Source organism: Pseudoalteromonas sp. SG44-1 (assembly GCF_014164315.1).
In the GTDB taxonomy this organism is placed as follows: Bacteria; Pseudomonadota; Gammaproteobacteria; order Enterobacterales; family Alteromonadaceae; genus Pseudoalteromonas; species Pseudoalteromonas rhizosphaerae.
The window spans coordinates 1-22,477 of record NZ_JACJEW010000043.1 but is presented as its reverse complement, the minus strand read 5'-3'; the positions used below and the strand labels follow the sequence as shown (position 1 = coordinate 22,477).

The following is a 22,477-nucleotide window of genomic DNA, read 5'->3' as shown; positions in this document are numbered from 1 at the left end:
TTAAAAATTGGTTTCTCACTTTTCTGTATACAAACCAAGAAATGCTTACTTTGAATACAAAAAGGCCGCTGATTATAAGTTAATCAGCGGCCTTTTTCAAGCTTTATACCAAACAATATATTTTTTGGTATAAATCAGTTAATTTGTTTATCTATCTTGCTCAACTTGACCAAATTCAAGTTCAACAGGAGTAGAACGACCAAAGATAAGTACCGATACTTTTACGCGGCTCTTTTCATAGTCAACAGCTTCAACCACACCACTGAAATCAGCAAATGGGCCGTCAACAACACGCACCACTTCACCTGGTTCAAATAACGTTGCAGGCTTAGGCGCTTCAGCGTTTTCTTGTAAGCGGTTAAGAATGCGATCAGCTTCTTTAGCGCTAATTGGTGCTGGACGATCAGACGTACCACCGATAAAGCCCATAACACGCGCGGTGCTATTTACTAAGTGCCAGCTTTTATCGTTCATATCCATTTGGATAAGTACATAACCTGGGAAGAACTTGCGCTCAGATTTACGCTTTTGACCAGCGCGCATCTCAACCACTTCTTCAGTAGGTACTAATACTTCACCAAAGCTATCTTCCAAACCTTCGATCTTGATATGCTCAAGAATAGTTTGTGCAACACGCTTCTCATAACCTGAGAAAGCCTGTACTACGTACCAACGTAGTTTCTTTTCGTTGTTCTCATCCGACATGGGATCAGATCTCCAATCCAGTTAAAAAGCCTACTGCGCGGAATAAAATGCCATCTAATCCCCAAAGGATAAGTGCCATAATCGCAGTTGCAACCATTACAATAAATGTCGTATGGGTAGTTTCTTGGCGCGTAGGCCACACTACTTTACGTACTTCGATGCGTGCTTCTTTTGCAAAAGCAAGGAAGGTACGCCCTTTTTCAGTTTGTGATGCAATCCCCAAACCAGCGGCAACAGCAACAACAACACCAATAGCACGTAATAACACAGACTGATCTGCGTACATATAGTTACCAACTACTGCGCCTGCAAGTAGCGCAATTGCCACAAGCCACTTTACTGAATCCATCGCACTTGATGGAGTTTCTACATTCGTGCTCATAATATTATTACCTTAACTACAGACACAACAACCCTACACTATGGCAGGGTTAATCCATTAAAATCCAAACTTAAAAACAGACTTATTTAAACCGATTTTTAACCTCAGACTTTACCCACAAACAGGATAAAATGGCAGGGGCGGAGAGACTCGAACTCCCAACCATCGGTTTTGGAGACCGCTGTTCTACCAATTGGAACTACGCCCCTGCAAAGTGGATGCCTATTATACTTACGCAATTCATTAACACAAGTGTAAAAGATGCCCATAAGTCAAAATCTCATCACTAGATTGAAAAATCCATCTTAACATTGATTAAAAAGCAGTTTATGATTGTTTCAATTCAAGGGATATTACTACGCACGAGGAAGCACGTGCTAACAATAAAAACAACTATCTATCCGGCCATTATTGGTTTTTTATGGCTATTTCATAACAGCGCGCTGGCACTGTCTTTACATTTAGACTCCTTCTCTAATGAACAGGGGTTAACGCAAAACTCTGTCACTTGCAGCATAACTGATCGCCGTGGTTTTCATTGGTTCGCCACCCAAGGTGGGCTCAACCGTTTTGATGGTTATGAATTTAAACGCTTTAAGTCTCATCCAACCCAGCCAAGTCTATCGAGTAATTGGATCACCGACTGTGTTACCACTGACAATAATCTGCTGTGGTTTTCTACAGCTACACAAGGGCTAAACGCCCTAAATACAGAAACCGGTATATTCACTCATTTTAACCGTAACAGTCCATTAGCGATTAAAGATAACCGCATTTGGTCAATGCTTACTGATCAACACAATAATTTATGGTTAGGCCATGAAGATGGTAACTTAACTCGCCTAAATGTAGCCGAGCATGAAACTGCCTACTTTACCTACTCGCCAAACACCCAAGGTAGTATTATTTTTCAGGATATGGTGATTGATGCTAAGCAAAATTTATGGCTGGCCAGTAATGAAGGATTAATAAAATTTGATACAAAAACAGCTAAATTTAGCCACTTTTCAGCAAGTAAAAAGCAACTATGGCGCCTAAAACTCACGCCACAAGGGCAGCTACTGATTGCCAGTAAAACAGGGCTTAGTGTCTTTGATTTAGAAAGTGAACAGTTTAATGATATAAAACAACTAGATGGTATATGGATAAGCGATATTTTAATCGATAATAACGAGCATCTTTGGCTTAGCAGCTACGGCCAAGGCTTATATTATAATCCCAACTATCAAACAACTCTGACAAGCTTTAGCCAATTTAAACACCTTCCACAGCAACGTCATGGGCTTGTTAATGATTACTTACTGTCTTTGTATCAAGACCTGCAAGGTATTCTGTGGATAGGCACTGATGGTTATGGGTTACAACGCTACGATATGCGCCAAAATCAATTTAATCATCAACAACACAGCGATGACCCTAACAGTATTAGCCATGATTTTATCCGGGCCTTACTTAAAGATTCGCAAGGGCAATTATGGGTCGGTACTCGCAACGGGTTAAATAGACAAACAAAAGATGGCTTTGTGCGCTATCACGTCGATACCAGCAACCTTACCAACAACAATATATTCAGCCTTTATGAAGATAGCCAACAGCGTATTTGGATTGGCACCTATGGTGGCGGTTTATTGCGTTATAACCGCGAAAGCGATGACTTTACATCATTCACAGTGCAAAGCCACCAGCTCAGCAGCAATAACATTTATGCGCTCACCAGCGATCGGAACGGCAACTTATGGTTGGGAAGCAATCAAGGTTTAAGTCTGTTTAACCCCGATAACTTGACCATTGAGCATTTTAAGCACTCGGAACAACACAATAGTATATCGAACAACACCGTATTTAGCCTCGTTTACGATAACGTTGCTAATGCAATTTGGGCTGGTACTCGAGTTGGCTTAAATAAACTCACCCTCAACAACAATGAATTTAGCCATTATCAAGCCGATCAAACAAACCCAAATAGCTTAAGTCATAACATGGTTACCGCCCTTCATCTGCAAGATGACAATACACTGTGGGTGGGTACTTTTGGAGGCTTAAATAAACTGAATAAAACAACGGCAGAGATAACCCGAATCACCGAGCATGATGGCCTGCTAAACGATAATATTTTTGCCATTAAACAGGATGCCAAAGGTTACCTGTGGCTGGCAAGCAACCAAGGTTTAACACGTTATCAGCCCAGCTCTGAAAATATGCAGCATTTTTTACCCCGTGATGGCGTGCAACATAATTCATTTATTCTCGGCGCGGCTTATCAAGCGCAGAACGGTGAACTATTTTTTGGCGGGATCAACGGCTTTAATCAATTTGATCCGCTTAAGCTACAGCTGGCAGCTACAACTCCAGAGCCTGTGTTAGTCGAATTACTAATTAACAATCAAGCGATAGCCACTGCCCCATACACTAAGCACGAGACTCAAGCTGCGAAATTAATTAGCTATATACAAACACTCTCCTTTAACAAAGGTGTCGGCGTGATAGGCTTTAAGTTCTCAGCATTAAATAGCCCGTCGGCACCTCAACAATATCAATATGGATACAAACTCGCTGGTTTTGATAAGCAATTTCTATATACCAACGCACAACAACGACAAATAAACTACCCGCAACTGCCCGCAGGCGACTATCAGCTGCAACTAAAAGTAAAAGATCAGTATGGCCAGTCGAGTAATGCTAAAGCTATGCTCGATTTCACGGTGGTGCCGCCGTGGTGGCAAAGTCGCCTTGCCTATGCCGGTTATGTTCTTCTCACGGGGGTTATTATTTGGCTTATTGCGGCCTCGCTATACCGCGCTAAGCTGGCCGAACAAACAAGTAAACAAGCCCGTGAGCTGAATCGCTTAAAAAGTCAATTTTTAGATAATATTAGCCATGAATTAAAAACGCCTCTGAGTTTAATACTCGCGCCACTTGAAAGCTTGCAGCTAAACCATAAAGATCAAGCTAGCCAAAAACAATTATCGATGATCAAACGCAATAGCCTACGTTTGCTGACCTTAATAAATCAACTATTACAGCTAAGCCAACGCCCCAGCTGCGCTATACATTACGTTTCGCCCTATCCTTTAGCACCATTTATAAAGCAGCTGGTTGCTGACTTCACGGTGCTGTTTGAACAAAAAGGTATTCACGTAACAATGACAGATCTCAGCCAAGGCTCTTGCTGCATAGCCCTTGAGCCAGAACATGCAACGTCAATTATTACCAACTTAGTTAGTAATGCCCTCAAATATACCCACTCAGGCGGTCAAGTTGAGATTAGCTTATCAGTGCATAATAACATGGCTCATATCGCGATTGTTGACACCGGTATTGGCATCGAAAAACACCAACAAGGCATTATTTTTGAACGCTTTACGCGTGTTGCAGCACAAAATCAAAACGGCAGTGGAATTGGCCTTGCTTTAGTTAAACAATTGCTAGAGCAATACGGCGGGCAGATTTCACTAACAAGTGAAGTAGGTAAAGGCAGTTGTTTTACTGTATCTCTGCCTTTGACTGAAGCAGAGCATGGCGCAACTTCGCTAGCAGCATCAGTAAATGAAGCAACCCGCCCCAGCAATTCGCAAAAGCTACTGATTGTTGAAGATAACGACGAAATGCGCGAACTACTGCTGACTTTGTTTGCTACTGAGTACCACTGCTTAAGTGCTATTAACGGCGAACAAGGCTTAGCCATCTGCCAAACAGAAATGCCAGATCTAGTGATCAGCGATGTGATGATGCCTTGCATGGACGGTTATCAATTACTTAATGCGCTACGCACAAATAACATTACCAGCCATATACCGGTGTTATTATTGTCAGCAAAAGCCGATACACAAAGCAGACTAAAAGGCCTTGATTTACTAGCAGATGATTTTTTAAGTAAACCATTTGAGCCGCAATTACTGCTCAGTAGAGTACAAGGGTTACTGAGTATTCGTGCAGTCCTTAATCGGCACTTAGCAAAGCAGCTTGCGGCTCATGCTCCGCCGCTGGTACTCGATCCGCAGCTTACACAAAGTAAAGATTACCAATTTACCGAACGCCTGAAAAACATCATCCGTGATAACTATCACAACGAAGCGTTTAGTATTGAAGAATTCGCTGCAGGATTATATTTAAGCCCACGTGCCTTACAACTGAAAATGAAAGCACTCTACAATTTAACTCCCAGTGATTATATTCGTAATACTCGTTTAGAGTATGCTGAAAAGTTACTTAGCGACAGCGATCTGAGTATAGGTTTAATTGCTGAAAAAGTCGGCTTTAGCTCACAAAGTTACTTTGCTCGCTGCTTTAAGGCAAAGCATAACGTTTCGCCTAAGCAGTTTAGGGAAAAAACCAATCTGAATGCAAAAACTTCGCCTGTGTGACCAAAGTGTTCGCCTCAGTACTATTTTTAACCTTATGATTTATTTAAATTAACTTTAAAACAATTTGTAGAATAAAAACCTTCACTGTTTCTATTTGGCACATTAATTAAGGAAAATCATATGCTCACAACAACTAAAAAAGTACTGTTGGCAACCCTCGTTGCAAGCAGTCTTAGCGCTTGCCAAAGTACCTCGACCAAGGTCACTTCAAACCAAGATTCACCAAACATTAATGAAGTCGCCCAACAACAATATAATGGTCCAAAAGCGCGTATTGCCGTGGCACGCTTTACCGATAAATCGAATGACTCTCATTGGTGGCGAAAAGAAATAGGCGAAGGCATGGCCGACCAACTCACCACAGCTTTGGTAGGCACCAATCGCTTTATCGTACTTGAACGCCAAGCGTTAGATGCAGTGTTATCTGAGCAAGATCTAGCGGCTTCAGGTCGTGTTAGCGCAGCATCAGGGGCAGCTTACGGTGAAATTGAAGGAGCCGAAATAGTTGTGGTAGCAGCGGTAACTGAATTTGATGACGACAGCTCAGGTGCCAGTGTTGGTACTGGCGGTTTTATAGGTGATGTGTTTAGCTCAGTATCGGCAGGTTTTTCAGGCTCGCATATGGCGATTGATTTACGCCTTATCGATACTCGCACCTCACGTATTTTAGCAGCCACCAGCGTCGAAGGAGGTAGCAAAGATTTTGATTTTACCAGTGCGGCAACTAATTTTGGTGGTGCATTGGTCGGTGGTAATTTAAGTGGCTGGTCAAACACCCCTAAAGAAAAAGCGCTACGCGAAGTGATAATCAAAGCTGTAGAGTTTTTACAAACTAAAGTCCCTGCCACTTACTATCGCTATAACAGTAATAATACCCTTGCACCTGGATACACAGCACCACCACCGCTTACGACCACGGCTGCCAAGTCAAAAGCCGTTGCTCCAGTAGCAAAAGTCGATGTTCCTACACATAGAATGCCGCATTATGAAAAGATGGATTTAGCCATGTCTCGCATGAATCTAGTCTGTTTAGGTTATTTAAAAAACCAACCCGATTATGAAGAATTTGAAACTGAAGATGTTAAGTACGATCGTCAAACAGTTATCGCACTGCGCGAATACCAACAAGAGAAACAATTAAAAGTGTCGGGACTTGCAGACGAAGCAACCAAAAAGTCACTCGATGAAAGTCAATGTATTGCTAAAACCAATAAGTCAGGGCTTGAGAGCTTAGGTAGTATGTTTAAAATTAACTAACCAAAGATCAAGTTATTTAGCAGCCAGTTTATTCTTGGCTGCTATACCATCTAAATACTTAGAACAGCTGTAACAGCTCGCCCTGATAAAAATCACAAAGCAACCAAATTTGTTGAAAAGGATGGGTAAGCGGTATCGTTATATTCTGTAACTCAGCGTCAAAATCCGCTTTATGCCAAATGGTGCTGGCGTTACGAATAAGCAGCCATGTTTGCTCTGATTGATAATGCTTTTTTCCTTTTTGTTCTAATAACCGCTGCAGTGCACAGTGCAGCCGCTGCTCACTTGGTTGCATTGCCATATCAGCAAGATCTCGTTGCATGCTTATAGATAAAGGCCTGCCGAGTACTGCCATGGCTTCGGTTTCGCTGGCATATAAATGTGCTATTTCAATATCAAGCTTCTGTTCATTACGATAACAACTGATATCTGGTTTACTCGGCTGATTATGCCAAATATGGCGCATTGGAATACCAAAGCGATGTTCATAGCAACGCAAGAACAACTTGCCTGCATCATGCTCAAGTTGTAATTTTTCTTGCTCACTATGACGCGTCATTAAGTACCGCATATACATCAGCTAACAGGCTTGATGCACCAAATCTAAATGTTGACGGATTCAAATAACTTTCTCCCATAATATCAGTCGCTAGCTGTAAGTAATTACTTGCATCCATAACCGTTTTCACGCCACCTGCAGCTTTAAAACCGACTACACGCGGCGACTTTTTAATCGTACTTAACATCACTTCGGTTGCTTCAAGAGTGGCATTTGTAGCTACTTTGCCGGTGCTGGTTTTAACAAAGTCAGCACCACCGGCAATTGCTATTTCTGTCGCCAGTGTTATCAACTGCGCTGTTTTTAGTGCGCCGGATTCTATAATTACTTTTAATTGTACGTGTTCAGGACAACACTCTTTACTGGCACGCACATATTCTAGCGCTGTGGCTTCGTCCCCCGCGATTAAGGCTTGATACGGTAACACCAAATCAATTTCATCTGCGCCACGCTCTATTGCGATTAATGTTTCATTAATTACTTCACTTAGCTCACTGTTGCCTGAGGGAAAGTTAGTTACTGTGGCGACTTTTACATAACTAAGCTCGCGCTCAGCTAAAGCAAGCTTGGCGTCATCAACAAACTCACTATAAACACACACTGCAGCCGGAATACCTAGGTTGGGCTTAATACTAGCCACCAAGGCCTGTATTGTTGCCGCGCTATCATTACTATTTAAACTGGTTAAATCCATTAATTGCACGGCCAATGCCGCATCAGTTAGTTGCGTTGTCATAAATCCACCAAGTAAGTTCATGTATTAGCAATAGTACCAAATTTAACTATTCTCGCTATAGCTAATAACCAAACACTCTAAGCTCGATATATAGTCATTATAGTACTTGTAACTCGGCGCAATCCCATGTTAACTAAGGCTTAAGCCAAATCGGACAACCATATATAACTTTTAGTTATATTAACTGGGTTTTAATTATTTTTTACTTAGCTTACGCCACTATATTCTGAGTTTCTGAAAAGCATCTTTGCTGTAATTTTTTCCAAGGGTCTACACATGCAATATTTACCTATCTTTACCAAGCTCGACAATAAACCTGTATTGGTTGTTGGCGGTGGAGAGGTTGCGTTACGTAAGTGCCGTGCATTTTTGAAAGCTCGCGCTGATGTCACTTTAGTAGCACCTTGGTTTTGTGATGAATTAAAAGAGCATGCACAAAATAATGATGTCACTCTAATTGACGCTTTTTTTGATGAATCACACCTTGATGGCAAAATGCTGGTCATTGCCGCAACCGACAATGATGACGTAAATAACAGCGTATTTGAACTCGCAAATGCACGAAATGTATTCGTTAACGTGGTGGATGACCAACCTAAATGCACCTTTATTTTTCCTTCAATTGTTGATCGTGACCCGATCACTATTGCAATTTCAAGTGCTGGCACAGCGCCGGTATTAGCACGGCGCTTACGTGAGAAGTTAGAAACGCTTATTCCACAACACATCGGCCCGCTTGCAAGTTTAGTTGGCAGCTTTCGCGACAAAGTAAAACAGCGCTTCACAAGTTTTGCTGATCGTCGCCAATTTTGGGAAGGCGTATTTGATTCATCTGTCGTCAGCAAAGTACAAACGGGCGATACAGCTGCCGCAAGCGTACAGCTTGAACAATTACTCGATAGCAAACTGGATCCTGAAGGTGAAGTATACGTAATTGGCGCAGGTCCAGGAGATCCAGAGCTATTAACACTGAAAGCACTGCAACTAATGCAACAAGCTGATGTGGTGGTGTATGACTTTCTAGTCTCTGACGAAATTATGGAGCTAGTACGCCGCGATGCTGATTTAATTTGTGTGGGTAAACGCTTAGGCGATCACAGTGTCGTGCAAGAAGATACTAACCAAATGCTAGTTGACCTTGCCAAGCAAGGTAAAAAAGTGTGCCGCATTAAAGGTGGCGACCCGTTTATTTATGGCCGTGGTGGTGAAGAAGTTCAAGTACTGGCAGCTAATAACGTAAATTACCAAATCGTCCCTGGCATAACTGCTGCCGCAGGTTGTAGCGCTTATGCGGGTATTCCGCTAACGCACCGTGACCATGCACAAGCCATACAGTTTGTAACTGGTCACTGTAAAAAAGACGGTCAAGAACTAGATTGGCAATCACTGGCAAAACCAAACCAAACTCTGGCTATTTATATGGGTGTAATTAAGTCTCCCCATATTCAAGCACAATTATTAAAACATGGTCGCGGTGCAGATACACCCGTGGCAATTATTGAAAACGGTACTCGCAAAAATCAACGCGTTGTAACCGGTAAATTAGGTGAGCTGGCCGATTTAATCGAGCGTCACAGCATTATTTCACCGGCATTATTAATTATTGGTGAAGTTGCTTCATTACATGAAGAACTTCATTGGTTTGGCACAAAAGCCCAAACTAGTAGCTTTGCACAACCGCTTACAGACGTGGCATAGCTTTAAACTATTTAGATTTTAACTTTTAATCATTTTAGTAGGACGACTAACAATGGCTTTAACTCACCTTCAGCAATTAGAAGCTGAAAGTATCAAAATCATGCGCGAAGTTGCTGCTGAGTTTGAGAACCCAGTTATGCTTTACTCTATCGGTAAAGATTCATCGGTACTTTTACATTTAGCGCGTAAAGCGTTTTACCCAGGTAAAATTCCGTTTCCACTGCTTCACGTTGATACCAACTGGAAGTTTAAAGAAATGATCGAATTTCGTGATCGCTTAGCAAAAGAGTACGGTTTTGACTTACTCGTCCACAAAAATCCGGAAGGCTTAGCGATTGATATCAGCCCATTTACTCATGGCTCTGGTAAGCATACCGATATCATGAAAACCCAAGGCTTAAAACAGGCGCTTGATAAATACGGCTTTGATGCCGCGTTTGGTGGTGCACGCCGCGACGAAGAAAAATCTCGCGCTAAAGAGCGTGTTTATTCATTCCGTGATAAACACCACAGATGGGATCCAAAAAACCAACGTCCAGAGCTTTGGAATACCTATAACAGTCAAGTTAACCCTGGCGAAAGCATCCGTGTATTCCCACTTTCTAACTGGACTGAACTTGATATTTGGCAATATATCTATCAAGAAAACATCGATATGGTTCCGCTTTACTTAGCCAAAGAGCGCCCTGTTGTAGAGCGTGATGGTACTTTGATCATGGTTGATGATGAGCGTATGCCGCTTAAAGAAGGCGAAGTACCCATGATGAAATCTGTTCGTTTTCGTACTTTAGGTTGTTACCCACTTACCGGTGCAGTGGAATCAACAGCCAGTACACTGACTGAGATTATCGAAGAAATGCTGCTATCTACGTCATCTGAACGTGAAGGTCGGGTAATTGACCACGATTCAGCAGGTTCAATGGAGAAGAAAAAACGTGAGGGCTATTTCTAATGTCTATTAATACTAGCGATACAATTAACGAAGTAAAAGCAATTGGCATCGACGCCTATCTTGCTCGCCAACAAGACAAAAGCCTATTGCGTATGCTGACCTGTGGTAGTGTGGATGACGGTAAATCAACCCTAATTGGCCGCCTACTGCACGACAGCCACCAAATTTATGAAGATCAGTTAGCAGCACTGCATAAAGATAACGAAAAAGTCGGTAATGCCGGTGAAGAGCTCGATTTAGCACTACTGGTTGACGGCTTACAAGCTGAGCGTGAGCAAGGCATAACTATTGATGTAGCGTACCGTTATTTTTCAACGGCTAAACGTAAATTCATTATTGCTGATACTCCAGGGCATGAGCAATACACCCGCAACATGGTAACCGGTGCATCAACCAGTGATGTAGCGATTATTCTTGTTGATGCGCGCTACGGTGTGCAAGTACAAACTAAGCGTCACAGCTTTATCTGTGATTCATTGGGTATTAAACAGTTTGTTGTTGCCGTGAATAAAATGGATATTGTTGATTTTGACGAAACCGTTTATGAGCGCATTAAAGCCGATTATTTAAAATTTGCCGAGCAACTTAACGTATCTAACATCAAGTTTGTGCCTATGTCGGCGCTTAAAGGCGATAACGTAGTAACACGCTCAGAGCACACACCATATTACACAGATAAACCACTGCTTGAGTTATTAGAAGACTCACCAGCAGCTGAAACAGACACTGGCTTTGAAGCGCGTTTCCCTGTGCAGTATGTAGTACGCCCTAACCTAAACTTCCGTGGTTTCCAAGGTACTTTGACCTCAGGAAAATTACGCGTTGGTGATGCTATTAAAGTATTGCCATCAGGTAAAACCTCAAGCATTAAAGAGATTGTAACCTTTGACGGCAACTTAGACACAGCCGAAGCTGGCCAAGCAATTACTTTAACGCTTAACACTGAAATTGATATTAGCCGAGGGGACGTGATCGTTCCTGCTGATTCAACAGCGACTGTTACTAACCAAGTACAAGCAAAGCTTGTGTGGATGCACGAAGCGCCGCTGGTACTGGGTAAAAGCTATAACTTTAAGCTAGGCAGTAAAAATACTTCGGCTATCGTGAAAAAAATTGATCACACCATTGATGTGAACACCCTTGAACACGGCAGCGCAGACAGCCTGCAGTTAAACGAAATCGCGATTGTTACCCTAGAATTGACCGAAACCATTTTGGCCGATGCTTATCACAACAATCACGAAACCGGTGCGTTTATTTTAATCGATCGTTTATCTAACTTAACTGTTGCGGCGGGTATGATTGAAAACGTGCTTGCTAAGCAACAACAAACGGGTAACTTTAGTGAGTTTGAAGTTGAATTTAATGCGTTAGTACGCAAGCACTTCCCACATTGGCAAGCGCTTGATATATCAAAGCTTAAATAACCAACTTTGCCTGTTAAGGACATATAAAGCATGTATCAACAGCTAGTATTAACAGGCATTATGCTAACTTTAGTCGGGTGCCTGTTTGGCACGCGGCTAAAGCCAGCATGGCTTTTTGTTGGCGCCATTGGCACCGCATATCTAGGCGGGTTAATCGACCTTGAAGATATGCTGATCAACTACGCCAATCCATCACTGATCACCTTAGTGTTATTAGTACTGGTTTCGATTGCGGTTGAAAAAACTACACTCGTACAAAAGCTTGCCCAGTCATTATCAAAAGGAAGTTTAACCAGCTCAGTCACTAAGCTCGGACTTTCTACAGCGTTTTTATCCTCATTTACCAATAATACAGCGGTTGTCGCATCGCTCATTACTGCCATAAAAGACAATCCAAACCATTCACCTTCAAAGCTACTATTACCGCTGTCGTATACTGCTATTTTAGGTGGCACAATTACCTTAATTGGTACTTCAACAAATTTAATCGTCAATGGTTTTGCCGTTGATGCAGGCATGGCACCGCTAGGCTTTTTCGACTTTACCATAGTCGGGTTAGGCGCATTAAGTGTGGGCCTGTTCACTATTTTAGTGATGCTAAAATATTTGCCAGACAACGGCAAAAACGATCAAGAAGTAGTGCCTTTTTATCTCGAAGGTAAAATAGAAGAAGGCTCAAAACTAATTGGTAAAAGCGTAGAAGAAAATGGCCTGCGCGAACTTAAAGACTTATTCCTAGCGGAAATTATTCGCGGCGATAAACGCATTTGTGCAGTGACCCCGCAACAAGTGATTAAAGCGGGCGATGTATTGCTGTTTGTCGGTGACATCAAATCAGTGCCATTGCTAACACGCTTTGACGGGCTAAAAATAGTTCACGATAAACATCAAAAAGATGTTGAGCACCTCGTTGAAGTTGTTGTCAGCCAATCATCTAAATTTATAGGAAAAACAGTTAAAGAAGCGCGTTTTCGTGAACAGTTTCATGCCGCTGTTATCGCTATTCGTCGCGGCCATGACCGCTTGCAAGGTGGCCTTGGTAAAGTGCAGCTGCAAGCGGGAGACTCACTGATCCTCGCACCAGGTAAAGACTTTTATAGTCTGCCTAATTTAAAACGCGAATTTGTGTATATTTCCGGGCTTGATTTACAAACTCACTTAGCGCCCAAGCAATCTAACTTAGTATTAGCGAGCTTTGCAACGGTACTTGGGCTGAGTATTATTGGCTATGTACCACTGGTAAAAGGCTTATTAGTATTGCTGATTGGCTTAATGCTCACGGGAACGATAAAGCTGAGTGAAGTAAAACGCCGTTTTCCTATTGAGTTACTCGCTGTAGTTGGTAGCGCCATTGGCCTTGCTAAACTGATGATAGGCACCGGCCTAGCTGGACAAATATCTGCAGCATTGTTTTATGTACTCGGTGATTTTGGCCCCTATGGCGCGTTTATCGCGATTTTTGTAATGACAGTAATGTTCACCGAACTTATCACCAATAACGCCGCAGCGGCACTATCATTCCCTGTCGCTTATGCATTAGCAATGGGCTTTAATGTTGACCCGCTGCCGTTTATTATGGCGGTCGCCTTTGGTGCATCTGCAAGCTTTATATCACCATTTGGTTATCAAACTAACCTGATGGTTTATAGCGCCGGCAATTATCGTTTAAAAGACTATGTATTAATGGGCTTACCGCTTTCTATTATTTATTCAATAACGGTATTAACCCTGATCCCGCTGGTATTTCCATTTTAAGCCAGCGCTTACTCATAAGAGAGTTTTATAATGGATGAGAACATTGTTTGGCATAACTATGCCATTACTAAAGCACAACGTAGCGAACACAAAAGCCATAAACCGGCTATTTTATGGTTCACTGGTTTTTCCGGCTCAGGTAAAAGCACCGTAGCAAACGCCCTTGAAAGCGCACTCAATCAACAAGGTATTCACACCTACCTGCTAGATGGCGACAATGTACGCCACGGCTTGTGTAAAGATTTAGGCTTTAGCGACGAAGACCGTATCGAAAATATTCGCCGCGTTGGTGAAACCGCTAAACTAATGGTCGATGCTGGATTATTGGTACTCACCGCATTTATTTCCCCATTTCGCGCTGAACGCGATATGGTAAGAAACTTAGTCGATGACGGTGAATTTATCGAAGTGTTTTTAGACACACCTCTGGACGTATGCGAGAGCCGCGATCCAAAAGGCTTATACAAAAAAGCCCGCGCAGGTGAAATAAAACACTTCACAGGTATAGATTCAGACTACCAAATACCCCATTCACCGGAAATAATCTTAGATACCAGTAAAAACACCCTAGACCAATCGGTGCAAGAGCTGATAGCGTATCTAAAACAACAGCAAATTATTAAAGGTTAAGTCATGAACCAAACGGAACTGCTCGAAGAAATACTGATCCTTGCCCGCCAAGCTGGCAGCGCTATTATGGGGATTTACGAAAAGGATTTTAACGTTGAGTACAAAGCTGATGAAAGCCCTGTAACCGACGCCGATCTTGCAGCTCACAAAGTGATTGCCAATGGCCTAGCCCACTTAACCCCAGAGATCCCAGTATTAAGTGAAGAAAGTGCCGATATCAGCTGGGATATTCGCCAAACGTGGACCCGCTATTGGCTGGTTGACCCAATCGACGGCACTAAAGAGTTTATTAAAAAGAACGGTGAGTTTACCGTTAACATCGCCTTGATTGAAAACGGCAAACCTATCTTAGCGGTAGTAGATGCGCCTGCGCTAGGCGTGTCTTATCTGGCAGCAGAGGCAATCGGCGCATTTAAGGACCGCGGTGATGAGCGCATTGAGCTTAAAGTCACCACCAAAGCAAACAAAGGCCTTATCCGCGTAGTCGGCAGCCGCTCGCATCCATCACCGGATTTAGCCGAGTTTGTAAAACGCTTTGACGAGGTGGAAATGGTCTCAAAAGGCAGTTCACTAAAACTGTGCTTAGTCGCCGAAGGCAGCGCCGACATTTACCCACGCCTAGGCCCAACCTGCGAATGGGACACCGGCGCAGGCCACGCTATAGCCGAAATCGCCGGAGCAAAAGTCACTAAGCTTGATGGCAGCCCGCTTGTTTATAACACCAAAGATGAGTATTTGAATCCGTATTTTGTTGTGAGTGTGATAGAAGAAGAAACCAAGCTATAAGCTGTAAGTTTTAAGTGGTAAGTTTAAGGCCGACTCTTCACTCGTAGGAGTTGGCTTCAGCCACGAAAAATCCTGCTCTGCATTCTATTTAAAAAAACAATTTCACCACAGAGAACACCGAGTCGCTTCGCTCTACACAGAGGGCTTTAACCATAAGCTTTAAGCGGTAAGTTTAAGACCGACTCTTCACTCGTAGGAGTTGGCTTCAGCCACGAAAAATCCTGCTCTGCGTTCTGTTTGAAAAAACAATTTCACCACAGAGAACACCAAGGCGCTTCGCTACACAGAGGGCTTTAGCCATAGGCGGTAAGTCTAGCACTTCACTCGTAGGAGTTGGCTTCAGCCACGAAAGCTGCTCTGTATTCTATCTTAAAAACAATTCCACCACTGAGAGCACCAAGGAGCTGTACAGAGAAGCTATCTCATTAAAAATATGGTTTAATTTTACTTTCTATTGCTTCATTTAACCTCAGAGCATTATTAAACCTTATAGTAGGGTTCATTGGTATTTCTAAAAAAGTTTTAGGATCCACTCCTAATAATATGCTGAGCTTTTCTTCTGCAATTTGAATATCTGATACATCAAATTTAAAGCATTTGTTCTCGTTATCAAAACTCCACTCTTTCGTGCAAGAAATTAGATAGAGGCATAAAAAAGAATAATCACTTTCATTTTCCATTTGGTTTAATCCTCTAAAAAACGCCTTAATATTAGTTGGCTCTGAAGTGCTGGATAATAAACCCAACACTTCATAAATTAACCTGAAAAGTATGTGTTTTTCTTCGCTTAAAGGTATTTGACTGTCATCCTGAATTCTATTAAAGAAAAAGCTAAAAACCTCATTTAAATTTTCCAGCGTTAAACTTTCTGCAATTAGCCAAGCTATACTAAGTTCAATATCACAACTTTTACTGAAATCTTGAAAATTTGAATCTCTATCACGGCTTGAACGCTCAAAAAAACCCGTAATCCCCTTATTTAGATCATCACAACAATTGGGTATAAAAAAGAATCGCTCTACACCTAAACGATAGTCACTATCCAACTCAAACCATTTATTCAAAAACTCTAAAATATCTTTAGACTCTCGTAGTTCAATAACTTTGGCGATTAAAACTTGATCGCTCAACTCTGTATTTTTTGATGCTTTCTTGATTGATAGCTGCTCTCGTTGAATCCGATCTAAATAATTAACAGTATTATTTGTACAGCCAACTGATTGTAGATAATTAAACTTAGGATTCATCACCAAGCTTTTACTATTCTGATCTTTTTGGGTTTTAATATTGGTGCAATCTATCTCAAGTCGAAACGGATTTAACTTAATATTGTTTATAGCATTACTTTCAATAGTCACTGAGGTAGAAGCTTCTTTTGTAGAGCCCCTCTTTACTAACTCTTTCGCTACTTCTTGCTGATCTTTAGATTCTTGATCATCCCTTCGCCAATCAATACGAAGCATATGATCTAGATATTGCTTTAATTGTTCATCTTGAACACCATCCTTACTTTTGCATATCTCTTTTATTTTTAACTCGAGACTTTCGGGAGCAGACCACCTATGTAGTAATTGATTACCTTTCTCCGCAAGCTTTTGATACCTGGAATACTGAACAGGATAAACTTCTCTAAAAGCGACCACCATCATCAATGAAATAAAATTAACTTCCCCCATCAATTTTTCAGGTTGCCAAGCTTGATCCACTCTCCGTAAGACCTTCTTTAAAACCCGGAATGAGTTTAAATGATTGTTAATATAGCTCGTGGATACCTCTAGTTTTTTTAATTCAGATGTTAAGCTATCACGCTGCCCGTTGTTTTGATCATCTAACTTGATCAATCCCCAATAACCAATTATTTTATAATTTTTGATTTTCCGCTTTTTATTCGGTTTTAACGCATTTTCCAAGCTGAGCTTTGTGTATAGATTTAGATATTCATAACAGTCCTGAGCAGCAATATCCTCTCTATAATCCGTTGCTTTTGAGATCACTTCGGCGGCAACTTCATTTTCATTACCCATTGCGATGATAAAGTTAATATGACTTAAATCTTCGCCCTTTAATCTATCCAACAGTGCAGCTATATCATTTAGGCGTTTTTCATTTTCATCACCTGTGCCGCGATCTACGTCTTGTAAGGTGATCAGTAATTTATGGTTGGTTGCTTCAAGAACATCATTAAGCTTTTGAAGCTCTCTTCAATATCAACGGGGCCTGCCAGTAGTGTGGATGCAAACTGAAATATGCTGCCGCCTGATTTTAGGGCTTCGGTATAATGTTTTGGTAAGGCACGAAAGGCGCACATATCAATATGTTGGCTGATATCATCGATGATATGACTCAATACTACATGAGCAACCCTGCCACTTGCTGCGCCCCACGTTGATATATCACTATGTATCCAGATCCCATCTTGCTTAGGGCTTTTTGCTAACTCACTTGCAATACTGTCAACTATACTGCTTTTTCCACAGCCAAATGGCCCACACAGTGCGATATGTTGCGCTCCCTTTTTCTCATATCCTTCTTTATCACCACCGGTTAACAGCCGTTCAGTAATACGAGTGGCATAAATCCGTAAATCAGGCTCCAGTTGTTCTGTGTTTTTAATAGTTGAATCGTCTTTAAACCAATTTTTGAACTCACCTAAGGTTTTAAAGTCATTTGAATTAAGGCTTGACGCACACTCTATGGTTATTTGTTCTCGATTTAATTTAACGCATCCATTTACATATTTACCTATCAAAAATATTACGAAAAGTATGTAAACATCTACCACTATAAAAAGTGGCCAACTAAAACCTGTATGACTGATATGCCAATAAATAAAAACTGCGCTAATCGCAGCTATAGAAGAAAAGCATACAAGCAAATTAAGGTTAATTTTTTCACTGTCTTGTTGGTAGGCTATAACTATGGAAGAACCTAAAATAGATAAGATGAAATACTTAAAACAAGAACTAGCCGCTATTAACTGCTGTACATTTGAAGTGAAGTAAAAAATCGAACCTATAAGAATTATCGAAAACCATAAGCTTATCGTCACTGGCGGGTACTTAAAGCTAAACCCAATACTGCGTTTGGCGTGGGAGATATAAAACTTATCCAGCATTAGCTTGATGCCAATGCCGGAAAGAAAAGCAAAACTATAGTGCAGTACAGAATTGGCGTATAAAATACTGCCCCAGCTTGCATAGGCTTGCCGTACAAAACTGACGTTACTTAAAAATACTGTAATTGCGGCCGCTGTAATTGCGCACAATAACAGTGATAACCAACGCTGGGCTGGAATAGGAAGAGACTGCGACAATTTAATATCCTTATAAGGAATCTAGTTTGCATTTCAAATAACTCAATCAGTGTATACCCTGTTGAATAAAAATAGAAACTCAGTATTTTTTATATATTGGTTACAATTTTCAGGTACAGTTTTTAGACAGTTTTTGCTAGGCTTTATATTTACGGAATTCAATAACAAGGAGTAATTAATGAGATGTCCTGAAATTGACGATTTGGAGTTTTCTGAGCGTGGCAAGCTAGCTGTAAAAGAAATAAGGCGAATAAAAGAAATTAATCAGTGGCTCAGTGCAACAATTACAGTTGGTACTTTTGCTAACATTTTTGCGGGTAATGGCATCATTAAAAGTCACTATAACCTCACTCAAACTGATTTTGATGCTTTTTCTACTGCACTAAAAAGCTCCCCAAGCATAGCTCGAAAAACCATAGAAACGATATCTGGTCTTCAAGCAATTAAAGCTAAAACATCTAAAGAAAGGCAGTTCTGGAAGGCTGTTTATAACGGTTGCGAGGCTGCAAAATGAATAATTTTATTGTTTTCGCTCTTGCTTTATTCAGTTCCTTTTTAACATATGCAAATATAGCCGAAAATAACCTCACTAGTTATTTAACGGTTGAATACCATAATTCAATAAAAGCATATGACACTAAACTTGAAAAATGTCAGCAAACAGCAATAGTTATAACTCCAGATGACGTTAAACATATTTCAGATGACTGGAATGTGCTTAGTAGTGTTTTATCTTATCATTATGCAAAGACGCAAGATTTATGCACACATGATGAGTTGCAGCGTTTCACATTGCTTTCAGCAAAATTGCAGGCCTTAAAAGATAGCGATAAAACCATGCTTGATAAGTACAACCAATTAATTATGGCAATCCCTTTAACTTTTGAGCGAACTAAAGCTGATTACTTTATTTTGCCTGAAGATATACGTGAACAATTTTCTAGCTTAGAAAAATTAAATAAGCCATTTAATTTAATGAAGACAATGGAAAACTTCGAGTAGCCAAGCCTTGATAAAATGAGCAAATAATTACATTGCTCATCGTAGGCTGAGTTGAGTATTACAACATTCAGCCTATTTGAACCAAAGAAAGCAGTAAAGCTTTAAGCGATAAGCTTGAACCATTCGATTGCTAAGTTATTTTATCAGCTCGTGCTACTTTTTCTGCATAAAAATAAGTTGATTGCATATCCAAAGGCTTACTCAATAGCCCGGTTTCTATATTGTTCAATACAGCTAGGTTTTTCTTTGCAGGTCCATAGTCTGGATCAAGTGCTAACGCTTGCTCAAAGTAATCTCGCGCTTGCATATAATCCTGTAACATTAAATAACAAATCCCCAAGTTCCCTTTAGCCTGCACATGCTTAGGCTGATTTGATGCAATCACTTTAAACAAGGGAATAGCTTTTTCATACTGCTCTGTTTGGAGAAATTCAAAGCCCCTATCGAAACGTTCTAAATCTTCAAGGTACTGTTCAATAGTAAAACCTGTCGGCAAGCCTTTTTCAACTAACTCAATAATTTCTTTAGACGCAGTAATAACGTCAGTCTCTTCTGGTGATGCATACTTCAATGCTGCAACATGGTGCTTAATAGATAAATCAACCTTTCCAGTTTTTTGATAACTAATCGCCAGGTTATAGTGAGCTAAAGCATATTCACCATTAACTGCTATGGATTTCAGCAAGTTTTGTATAGCTAAGTTATAATCACCTTTGAGTACAGCCATTATACCGACCCCATAATAGGTCAAGTAATGACGTGGGTACTTTTTAGCTGCTTTTTTCAGCAAGTACTTACCCTGTTTCGCATCGCCATTCTGCAAAAAATAAAATGCATCCTCTAAGATATCTTCGAGGTATAAGGTTGCTTTATCGACCATTTGATCTCCATTATTATTACTTTGGTTAAATAGAAGACCTAACCGTTGCAAGCCATCAATTTTAAGTTGTAAGTTAGAACTCTTCAACTAATGAATAATCACCAAGGCACTTCACGCTCCATAGAGGCTTTAGTCATGAAACATTCCTCTATCTAAAAAGCCTCTCGTAAAATCAGCTATTGTATTTTAACATTCTCGGTTCAATTAATTGATTCTACGGGAAGAAGTAATGACAACGATTGAAAGTGGATTAGCGCTGCTGAAACAAGCTTTAAAAAAAGGCCTAGCCTTTGCTACTGATATTAGAGGTCGTGCCCTAGCTGCAATCGCGTAAACTAAAAAGCCTTGTAAGTTTGTCACCTACAGGGCTTTTATTTAATCTAACTAAAGTCTCTAAAGCTACTTGCTAAGCAACAAAGCCATAAATCAAAGCAGCTACCGCTAATAAGCCTACCGCTAACACGAACAAGGTGCTAAAACGGCCACGGTATTTTTGTAATGCTGGAACTTTATAAACTGCAATCATTGGCATGATGAATAATATCATCGCAATAATCGGCCCTGATAGTTGATCCATCATATCTAAGATACTTGGGTTTTTAACAGCACAAAACCAAATAGCAAAGAACATGATAGCAACACCAATTTTGTCAGCGTTTTTCAGCGACAAACTTGTTTGTTTAGTAACAAGCCCATTAAAGCTTTCTCTTGCTCCTAAAAAATGACCTAAGAAAGATGAAGTGATAGCAATAAACGCGACTAGCGGGCCAAAGGTGGCAATAAATGAGTTGTCAGTAACATTAGCTAAGTATGATAACACGGATACGTTCTGTGCTTTAGCTTGCAGCATTTGCTCTGGCGTTAAAGAGAGTACACAGGAGAATACAAATAACAACACAAACACAATTAGCAGTAAGCTAGTACGCTTTAAAATCGCTTCAGACTTAGCTGTTGCTTGCTTACCATAATGACCTCGTTGTACGTTTACAAAGCTTGAAATCGCCGCTGCGTGGCTAAATGAGAACACTATTATAGGAATTGACAGCCATAGTGTTTTACTAAAGCCTACAAACTCAGGAAAGGCCATATTTGGTACTTGCCAACTAGGGATTAGATACAAAGATAGAAACAGTAAAATCCCTACTAACGGATACACTAAAATAGCAAAAGCACGCAACATTAGCCTTTCACCACCGAGCATCAAGCTGATCATACTGGCAACTAAAACTCCTGAAAGCAATACTCTAGAAGGTGCTTCCATACCTAATTGGTTTACTATAAAACTATCAACAGTATTGGTTAGGCCAACACCATAGATCAGTAAAATTGGAAATATTGATAAAAAATACAATAATGAAATTAATCTACCAGCATTCACACCAAAATGCTCTTCAACCACATCGGTAAAATCAGCATCTTTGTTCTTTGATGACAATACAAAACGCGCTAAACCACGGTGGGCTAAGAAAGTCATTGGAAACGCTAAACACGCTAAAATGATCAGCGGCCAAAAGCCACCAATACCAATATTAATTGGCAAAAACAAAATACCGGCACCGACTGCAGTACCAAAAAGACTCAACACCCATTGGGTATCATGAAAGTTCCATTTAGATTTACTTGTTGTCACTGCGTCAAACTGCGCAGCATCAGTGGAAGAGTTCATGCACTTCACCTATTAGTATAATAATTTGGCAAGAGCATATAGAAATCAACACATTATTTCAGTTTTTGGCGACATAATTAACTAAATATTACAACCTATTTTGTAATTACTGAGTTACTTACTGTCATGAATTTGAAACAGTCATAAAATCAAAATTCTTTAGCTGATAGAGGAAATAAATTTGCGAGTTTCGAGTTTCGAGTTTCGAGTTTTACAAAAATAAACTTTTCGCGCCCTATGTCAAACGTTCGCTAACTTTACTCTCGCTAACTCACATTTTAAACGTAAAAAAGCCCGACTATTTCTAGTCGGGCTTTCTCAATTTGGAGCCTGGCAATGTCCTACTTTCACATAGCAAATGCTAC

At 40.7% G+C, this 22,477-nt stretch carries 18 protein-coding genes and 1 tRNA gene; 10 read left to right on the top strand and 9 right to left on the bottom strand.

What is annotated here, in order from left to right; translation table 11 throughout:
* Positions 1–147 precede the first annotated feature (147 nt).
* The 3 genes from nusG to H5187_RS17380 all read right to left on the bottom strand — a co-directional run bounded on the left by nusG (position 148) and on the right by H5187_RS17380 (position 1,296).
* Positions 148–705 (bottom strand): transcription termination/antitermination protein NusG, encoded by a 558-nt coding sequence (nusG, locus tag H5187_RS17390; protein WP_145238289.1) that lies wholly within the window; start codon positions 703–705, stop codon positions 148–150.
* A 4-nt stretch (positions 706–709) separates the two neighbouring features.
* On the bottom strand, positions 710–1,087 hold the full coding sequence (gene secE, locus H5187_RS17385) for a preprotein translocase subunit SecE (RefSeq protein WP_016710555.1): 378 nt from the start codon (positions 1,085–1,087) through the stop codon (positions 710–712).
* A gap of 132 nt (positions 1,088–1,219) precedes the next feature.
* Positions 1,220–1,296: transfer RNA gene (locus H5187_RS17380), tRNA-Trp, on the bottom strand.
* A gap of 165 nt (positions 1,297–1,461) precedes the next feature.
* Between H5187_RS17380 and H5187_RS17375 the strand changes: the two genes are divergently transcribed.
* Entirely contained in the window at positions 1,462–5,451 is a 3,990-nt protein-coding gene (locus tag H5187_RS17375; protein ID WP_310737470.1) for a two-component regulator propeller domain-containing protein, read from the top strand.
* A gap of 120 nt (positions 5,452–5,571) precedes the next feature.
* Positions 5,572–6,708 (top strand): CsgG/HfaB family protein, encoded by a 1,137-nt coding sequence (locus tag H5187_RS17370; RefSeq protein ID WP_145238283.1) that lies wholly within the window; start codon positions 5,572–5,574, stop codon positions 6,706–6,708.
* A gap of 58 nt (positions 6,709–6,766) precedes the next feature.
* Here the strand turns inward: H5187_RS17370 and H5187_RS17365 are convergent, their stop codons facing one another.
* Positions 6,767–7,267, bottom strand: coding sequence for a hypothetical protein (locus tag H5187_RS17365; protein ID WP_145238280.1), 501 nt, complete (start codon positions 7,265–7,267; stop codon positions 6,767–6,769).
* Positions 7,254–8,003: a deoxyribose-phosphate aldolase gene (deoC, locus tag H5187_RS17360; protein ID WP_182719266.1), complete on the bottom strand. Its 750-nt coding sequence runs from the start codon at positions 8,001–8,003 to the stop codon at positions 7,254–7,256. Before deoC ends, H5187_RS17365 begins: the two co-directional genes overlap by 14 nt.
* Positions 8,004–8,279: 276 nt before the next feature.
* On the opposite strand from deoC, the gene cysG reads away from it, so the two are divergent.
* Genes cysG through cysQ form a run of 6 tightly spaced genes read left to right on the top strand, consistent with a single transcriptional unit; the run spans position 8,280 to position 15,251 of the window.
* Positions 8,280–9,701, top strand: coding sequence for a siroheme synthase CysG (gene cysG, locus H5187_RS17355; RefSeq protein WP_149983363.1), 1,422 nt, complete (start codon positions 8,280–8,282; stop codon positions 9,699–9,701).
* A 52-nt stretch (positions 9,702–9,753) separates the two neighbouring features.
* Positions 9,754–10,653, top strand: coding sequence for a sulfate adenylyltransferase subunit CysD (gene cysD, locus H5187_RS17350; RefSeq protein ID WP_145238271.1), 900 nt, complete (start codon positions 9,754–9,756; stop codon positions 10,651–10,653).
* Positions 10,653–12,080, top strand: coding sequence for a sulfate adenylyltransferase subunit CysN (gene cysN / locus H5187_RS17345; RefSeq protein WP_145238268.1), 1,428 nt, complete (start codon positions 10,653–10,655; stop codon positions 12,078–12,080). Before cysD ends, cysN begins: the two co-directional genes overlap by 1 nt.
* Positions 12,081–12,110: 30 nt before the next feature.
* Complete coding sequence (locus H5187_RS17340) at positions 12,111–13,835, top strand: SLC13 family permease (protein WP_149983365.1); 1,725 nt, start codon at positions 12,111–12,113, stop codon at positions 13,833–13,835.
* Between the two features lie 30 nt (positions 13,836–13,865).
* Positions 13,866–14,465, top strand: coding sequence for an adenylyl-sulfate kinase (cysC, locus tag H5187_RS17335; protein ID WP_145238262.1), 600 nt, complete (start codon positions 13,866–13,868; stop codon positions 14,463–14,465).
* Between the two features lie 3 nt (positions 14,466–14,468).
* Entirely contained in the window at positions 14,469–15,251 is a 783-nt protein-coding gene (gene cysQ, locus H5187_RS17330) for a 3'(2'),5'-bisphosphate nucleotidase CysQ (protein ID WP_149983367.1), read from the top strand.
* A 425-nt stretch (positions 15,252–15,676) separates the two neighbouring features.
* Here cysQ and H5187_RS17325 read toward each other — a convergent pair whose 3' ends face one another.
* Both H5187_RS17325 and H5187_RS17320 read right to left on the bottom strand, forming a co-directional pair.
* Positions 15,677–17,326 carry a hypothetical protein gene (locus H5187_RS17325; RefSeq protein WP_182798097.1) on the bottom strand — a complete coding sequence of 550 codons (1,650 nt, stop codon included), beginning with the start codon at positions 17,324–17,326 and terminating at the stop codon, positions 15,677–15,679.
* Positions 17,327–17,397: 71 nt separating this feature from the next.
* Positions 17,398–18,564 carry a hypothetical protein gene (locus tag H5187_RS17320; RefSeq protein ID WP_182798096.1) on the bottom strand — a complete coding sequence of 389 codons (1,167 nt, stop codon included), beginning with the start codon at positions 18,562–18,564 and terminating at the stop codon, positions 17,398–17,400.
* A gap of 178 nt (positions 18,565–18,742) precedes the next feature.
* Here H5187_RS17320 and H5187_RS17315 point away from each other — a divergent pair, with 178 nt between their 5' ends.
* Together H5187_RS17315 and H5187_RS17310 are read left to right on the top strand one after the other, a co-directional pair.
* Positions 18,743–19,078, top strand: a complete 336-nt coding sequence (locus H5187_RS17315) for a hypothetical protein (protein ID WP_182719260.1) — start codon at positions 18,743–18,745, stop codon at positions 19,076–19,078.
* Entirely contained in the window at positions 19,075–19,566 is a 492-nt protein-coding gene (locus tag H5187_RS17310; protein ID WP_220491389.1) for a hypothetical protein, read from the top strand. The genes H5187_RS17315 and H5187_RS17310 overlap by 4 nt, the downstream gene beginning before the upstream one ends.
* A gap of 130 nt (positions 19,567–19,696) precedes the next feature.
* Here the strand turns inward: H5187_RS17310 and H5187_RS17305 are convergent, their stop codons facing one another.
* Positions 19,697–20,446 (bottom strand): tetratricopeptide repeat protein, encoded by a 750-nt coding sequence (locus H5187_RS17305; RefSeq protein ID WP_182798095.1) that lies wholly within the window; start codon positions 20,444–20,446, stop codon positions 19,697–19,699.
* 406 nt (positions 20,447–20,852) lie between these two features.
* Positions 20,853–22,112 carry an aromatic amino acid transport family protein gene (locus H5187_RS17300; RefSeq protein WP_182798094.1) on the bottom strand — a complete coding sequence of 420 codons (1,260 nt, stop codon included), beginning with the start codon at positions 22,110–22,112 and terminating at the stop codon, positions 20,853–20,855.
* Positions 22,113–22,477 lie beyond the last annotated feature (365 nt).

What these genes read in the sequence shown, in the direction of transcription:
- nusG (WP_145238289.1), bottom strand. Translation starts at nt 705, where the DNA reads ATGTCGGATGAGAACAACGAAAAGAAACTACGTTGGTACGTAGTACAG.
- secE (WP_016710555.1), bottom strand. Translation starts at nt 1,087, where the DNA reads ATGAGCACGAATGTAGAAACTCCATCAAGTGCGATGGATTCAGTAAAG.
- H5187_RS17370 (WP_145238283.1), top strand. Translation starts at nt 5,572, where the DNA reads ATGCTCACAACAACTAAAAAAGTACTGTTGGCAACCCTCGTTGCAAGC.
- H5187_RS17365 (WP_145238280.1), bottom strand. Translation starts at nt 7,267, where the DNA reads ATGACGCGTCATAGTGAGCAAGAAAAATTACAACTTGAGCATGATGCA.
- deoC (WP_182719266.1), bottom strand. Translation starts at nt 8,003, where the DNA reads ATGACAACGCAACTAACTGATGCGGCATTGGCCGTGCAATTAATGGAT.
- cysG (WP_149983363.1), top strand. Translation starts at nt 8,280, where the DNA reads ATGCAATATTTACCTATCTTTACCAAGCTCGACAATAAACCTGTATTG.
- cysD (WP_145238271.1), top strand. Translation starts at nt 9,754, where the DNA reads ATGGCTTTAACTCACCTTCAGCAATTAGAAGCTGAAAGTATCAAAATC.
- cysN (WP_145238268.1), top strand. Translation starts at nt 10,653, where the DNA reads ATGTCTATTAATACTAGCGATACAATTAACGAAGTAAAAGCAATTGGC.
- H5187_RS17340 (WP_149983365.1), top strand. Translation starts at nt 12,111, where the DNA reads ATGTATCAACAGCTAGTATTAACAGGCATTATGCTAACTTTAGTCGGG.
- cysC (WP_145238262.1), top strand. Translation starts at nt 13,866, where the DNA reads ATGGATGAGAACATTGTTTGGCATAACTATGCCATTACTAAAGCACAA.
- cysQ (WP_149983367.1), top strand. Translation starts at nt 14,469, where the DNA reads ATGAACCAAACGGAACTGCTCGAAGAAATACTGATCCTTGCCCGCCAA.
- H5187_RS17315 (WP_182719260.1), top strand. Translation starts at nt 18,743, where the DNA reads ATGAGATGTCCTGAAATTGACGATTTGGAGTTTTCTGAGCGTGGCAAG.
- H5187_RS17310 (WP_220491389.1), top strand. Translation starts at nt 19,075, where the DNA reads ATGAATAATTTTATTGTTTTCGCTCTTGCTTTATTCAGTTCCTTTTTA.
- H5187_RS17305 (WP_182798095.1), bottom strand. Translation starts at nt 20,446, where the DNA reads ATGGTCGATAAAGCAACCTTATACCTCGAAGATATCTTAGAGGATGCA.
- H5187_RS17300 (WP_182798094.1), bottom strand. Translation starts at nt 22,112, where the DNA reads ATGAACTCTTCCACTGATGCTGCGCAGTTTGACGCAGTGACAACAAGT.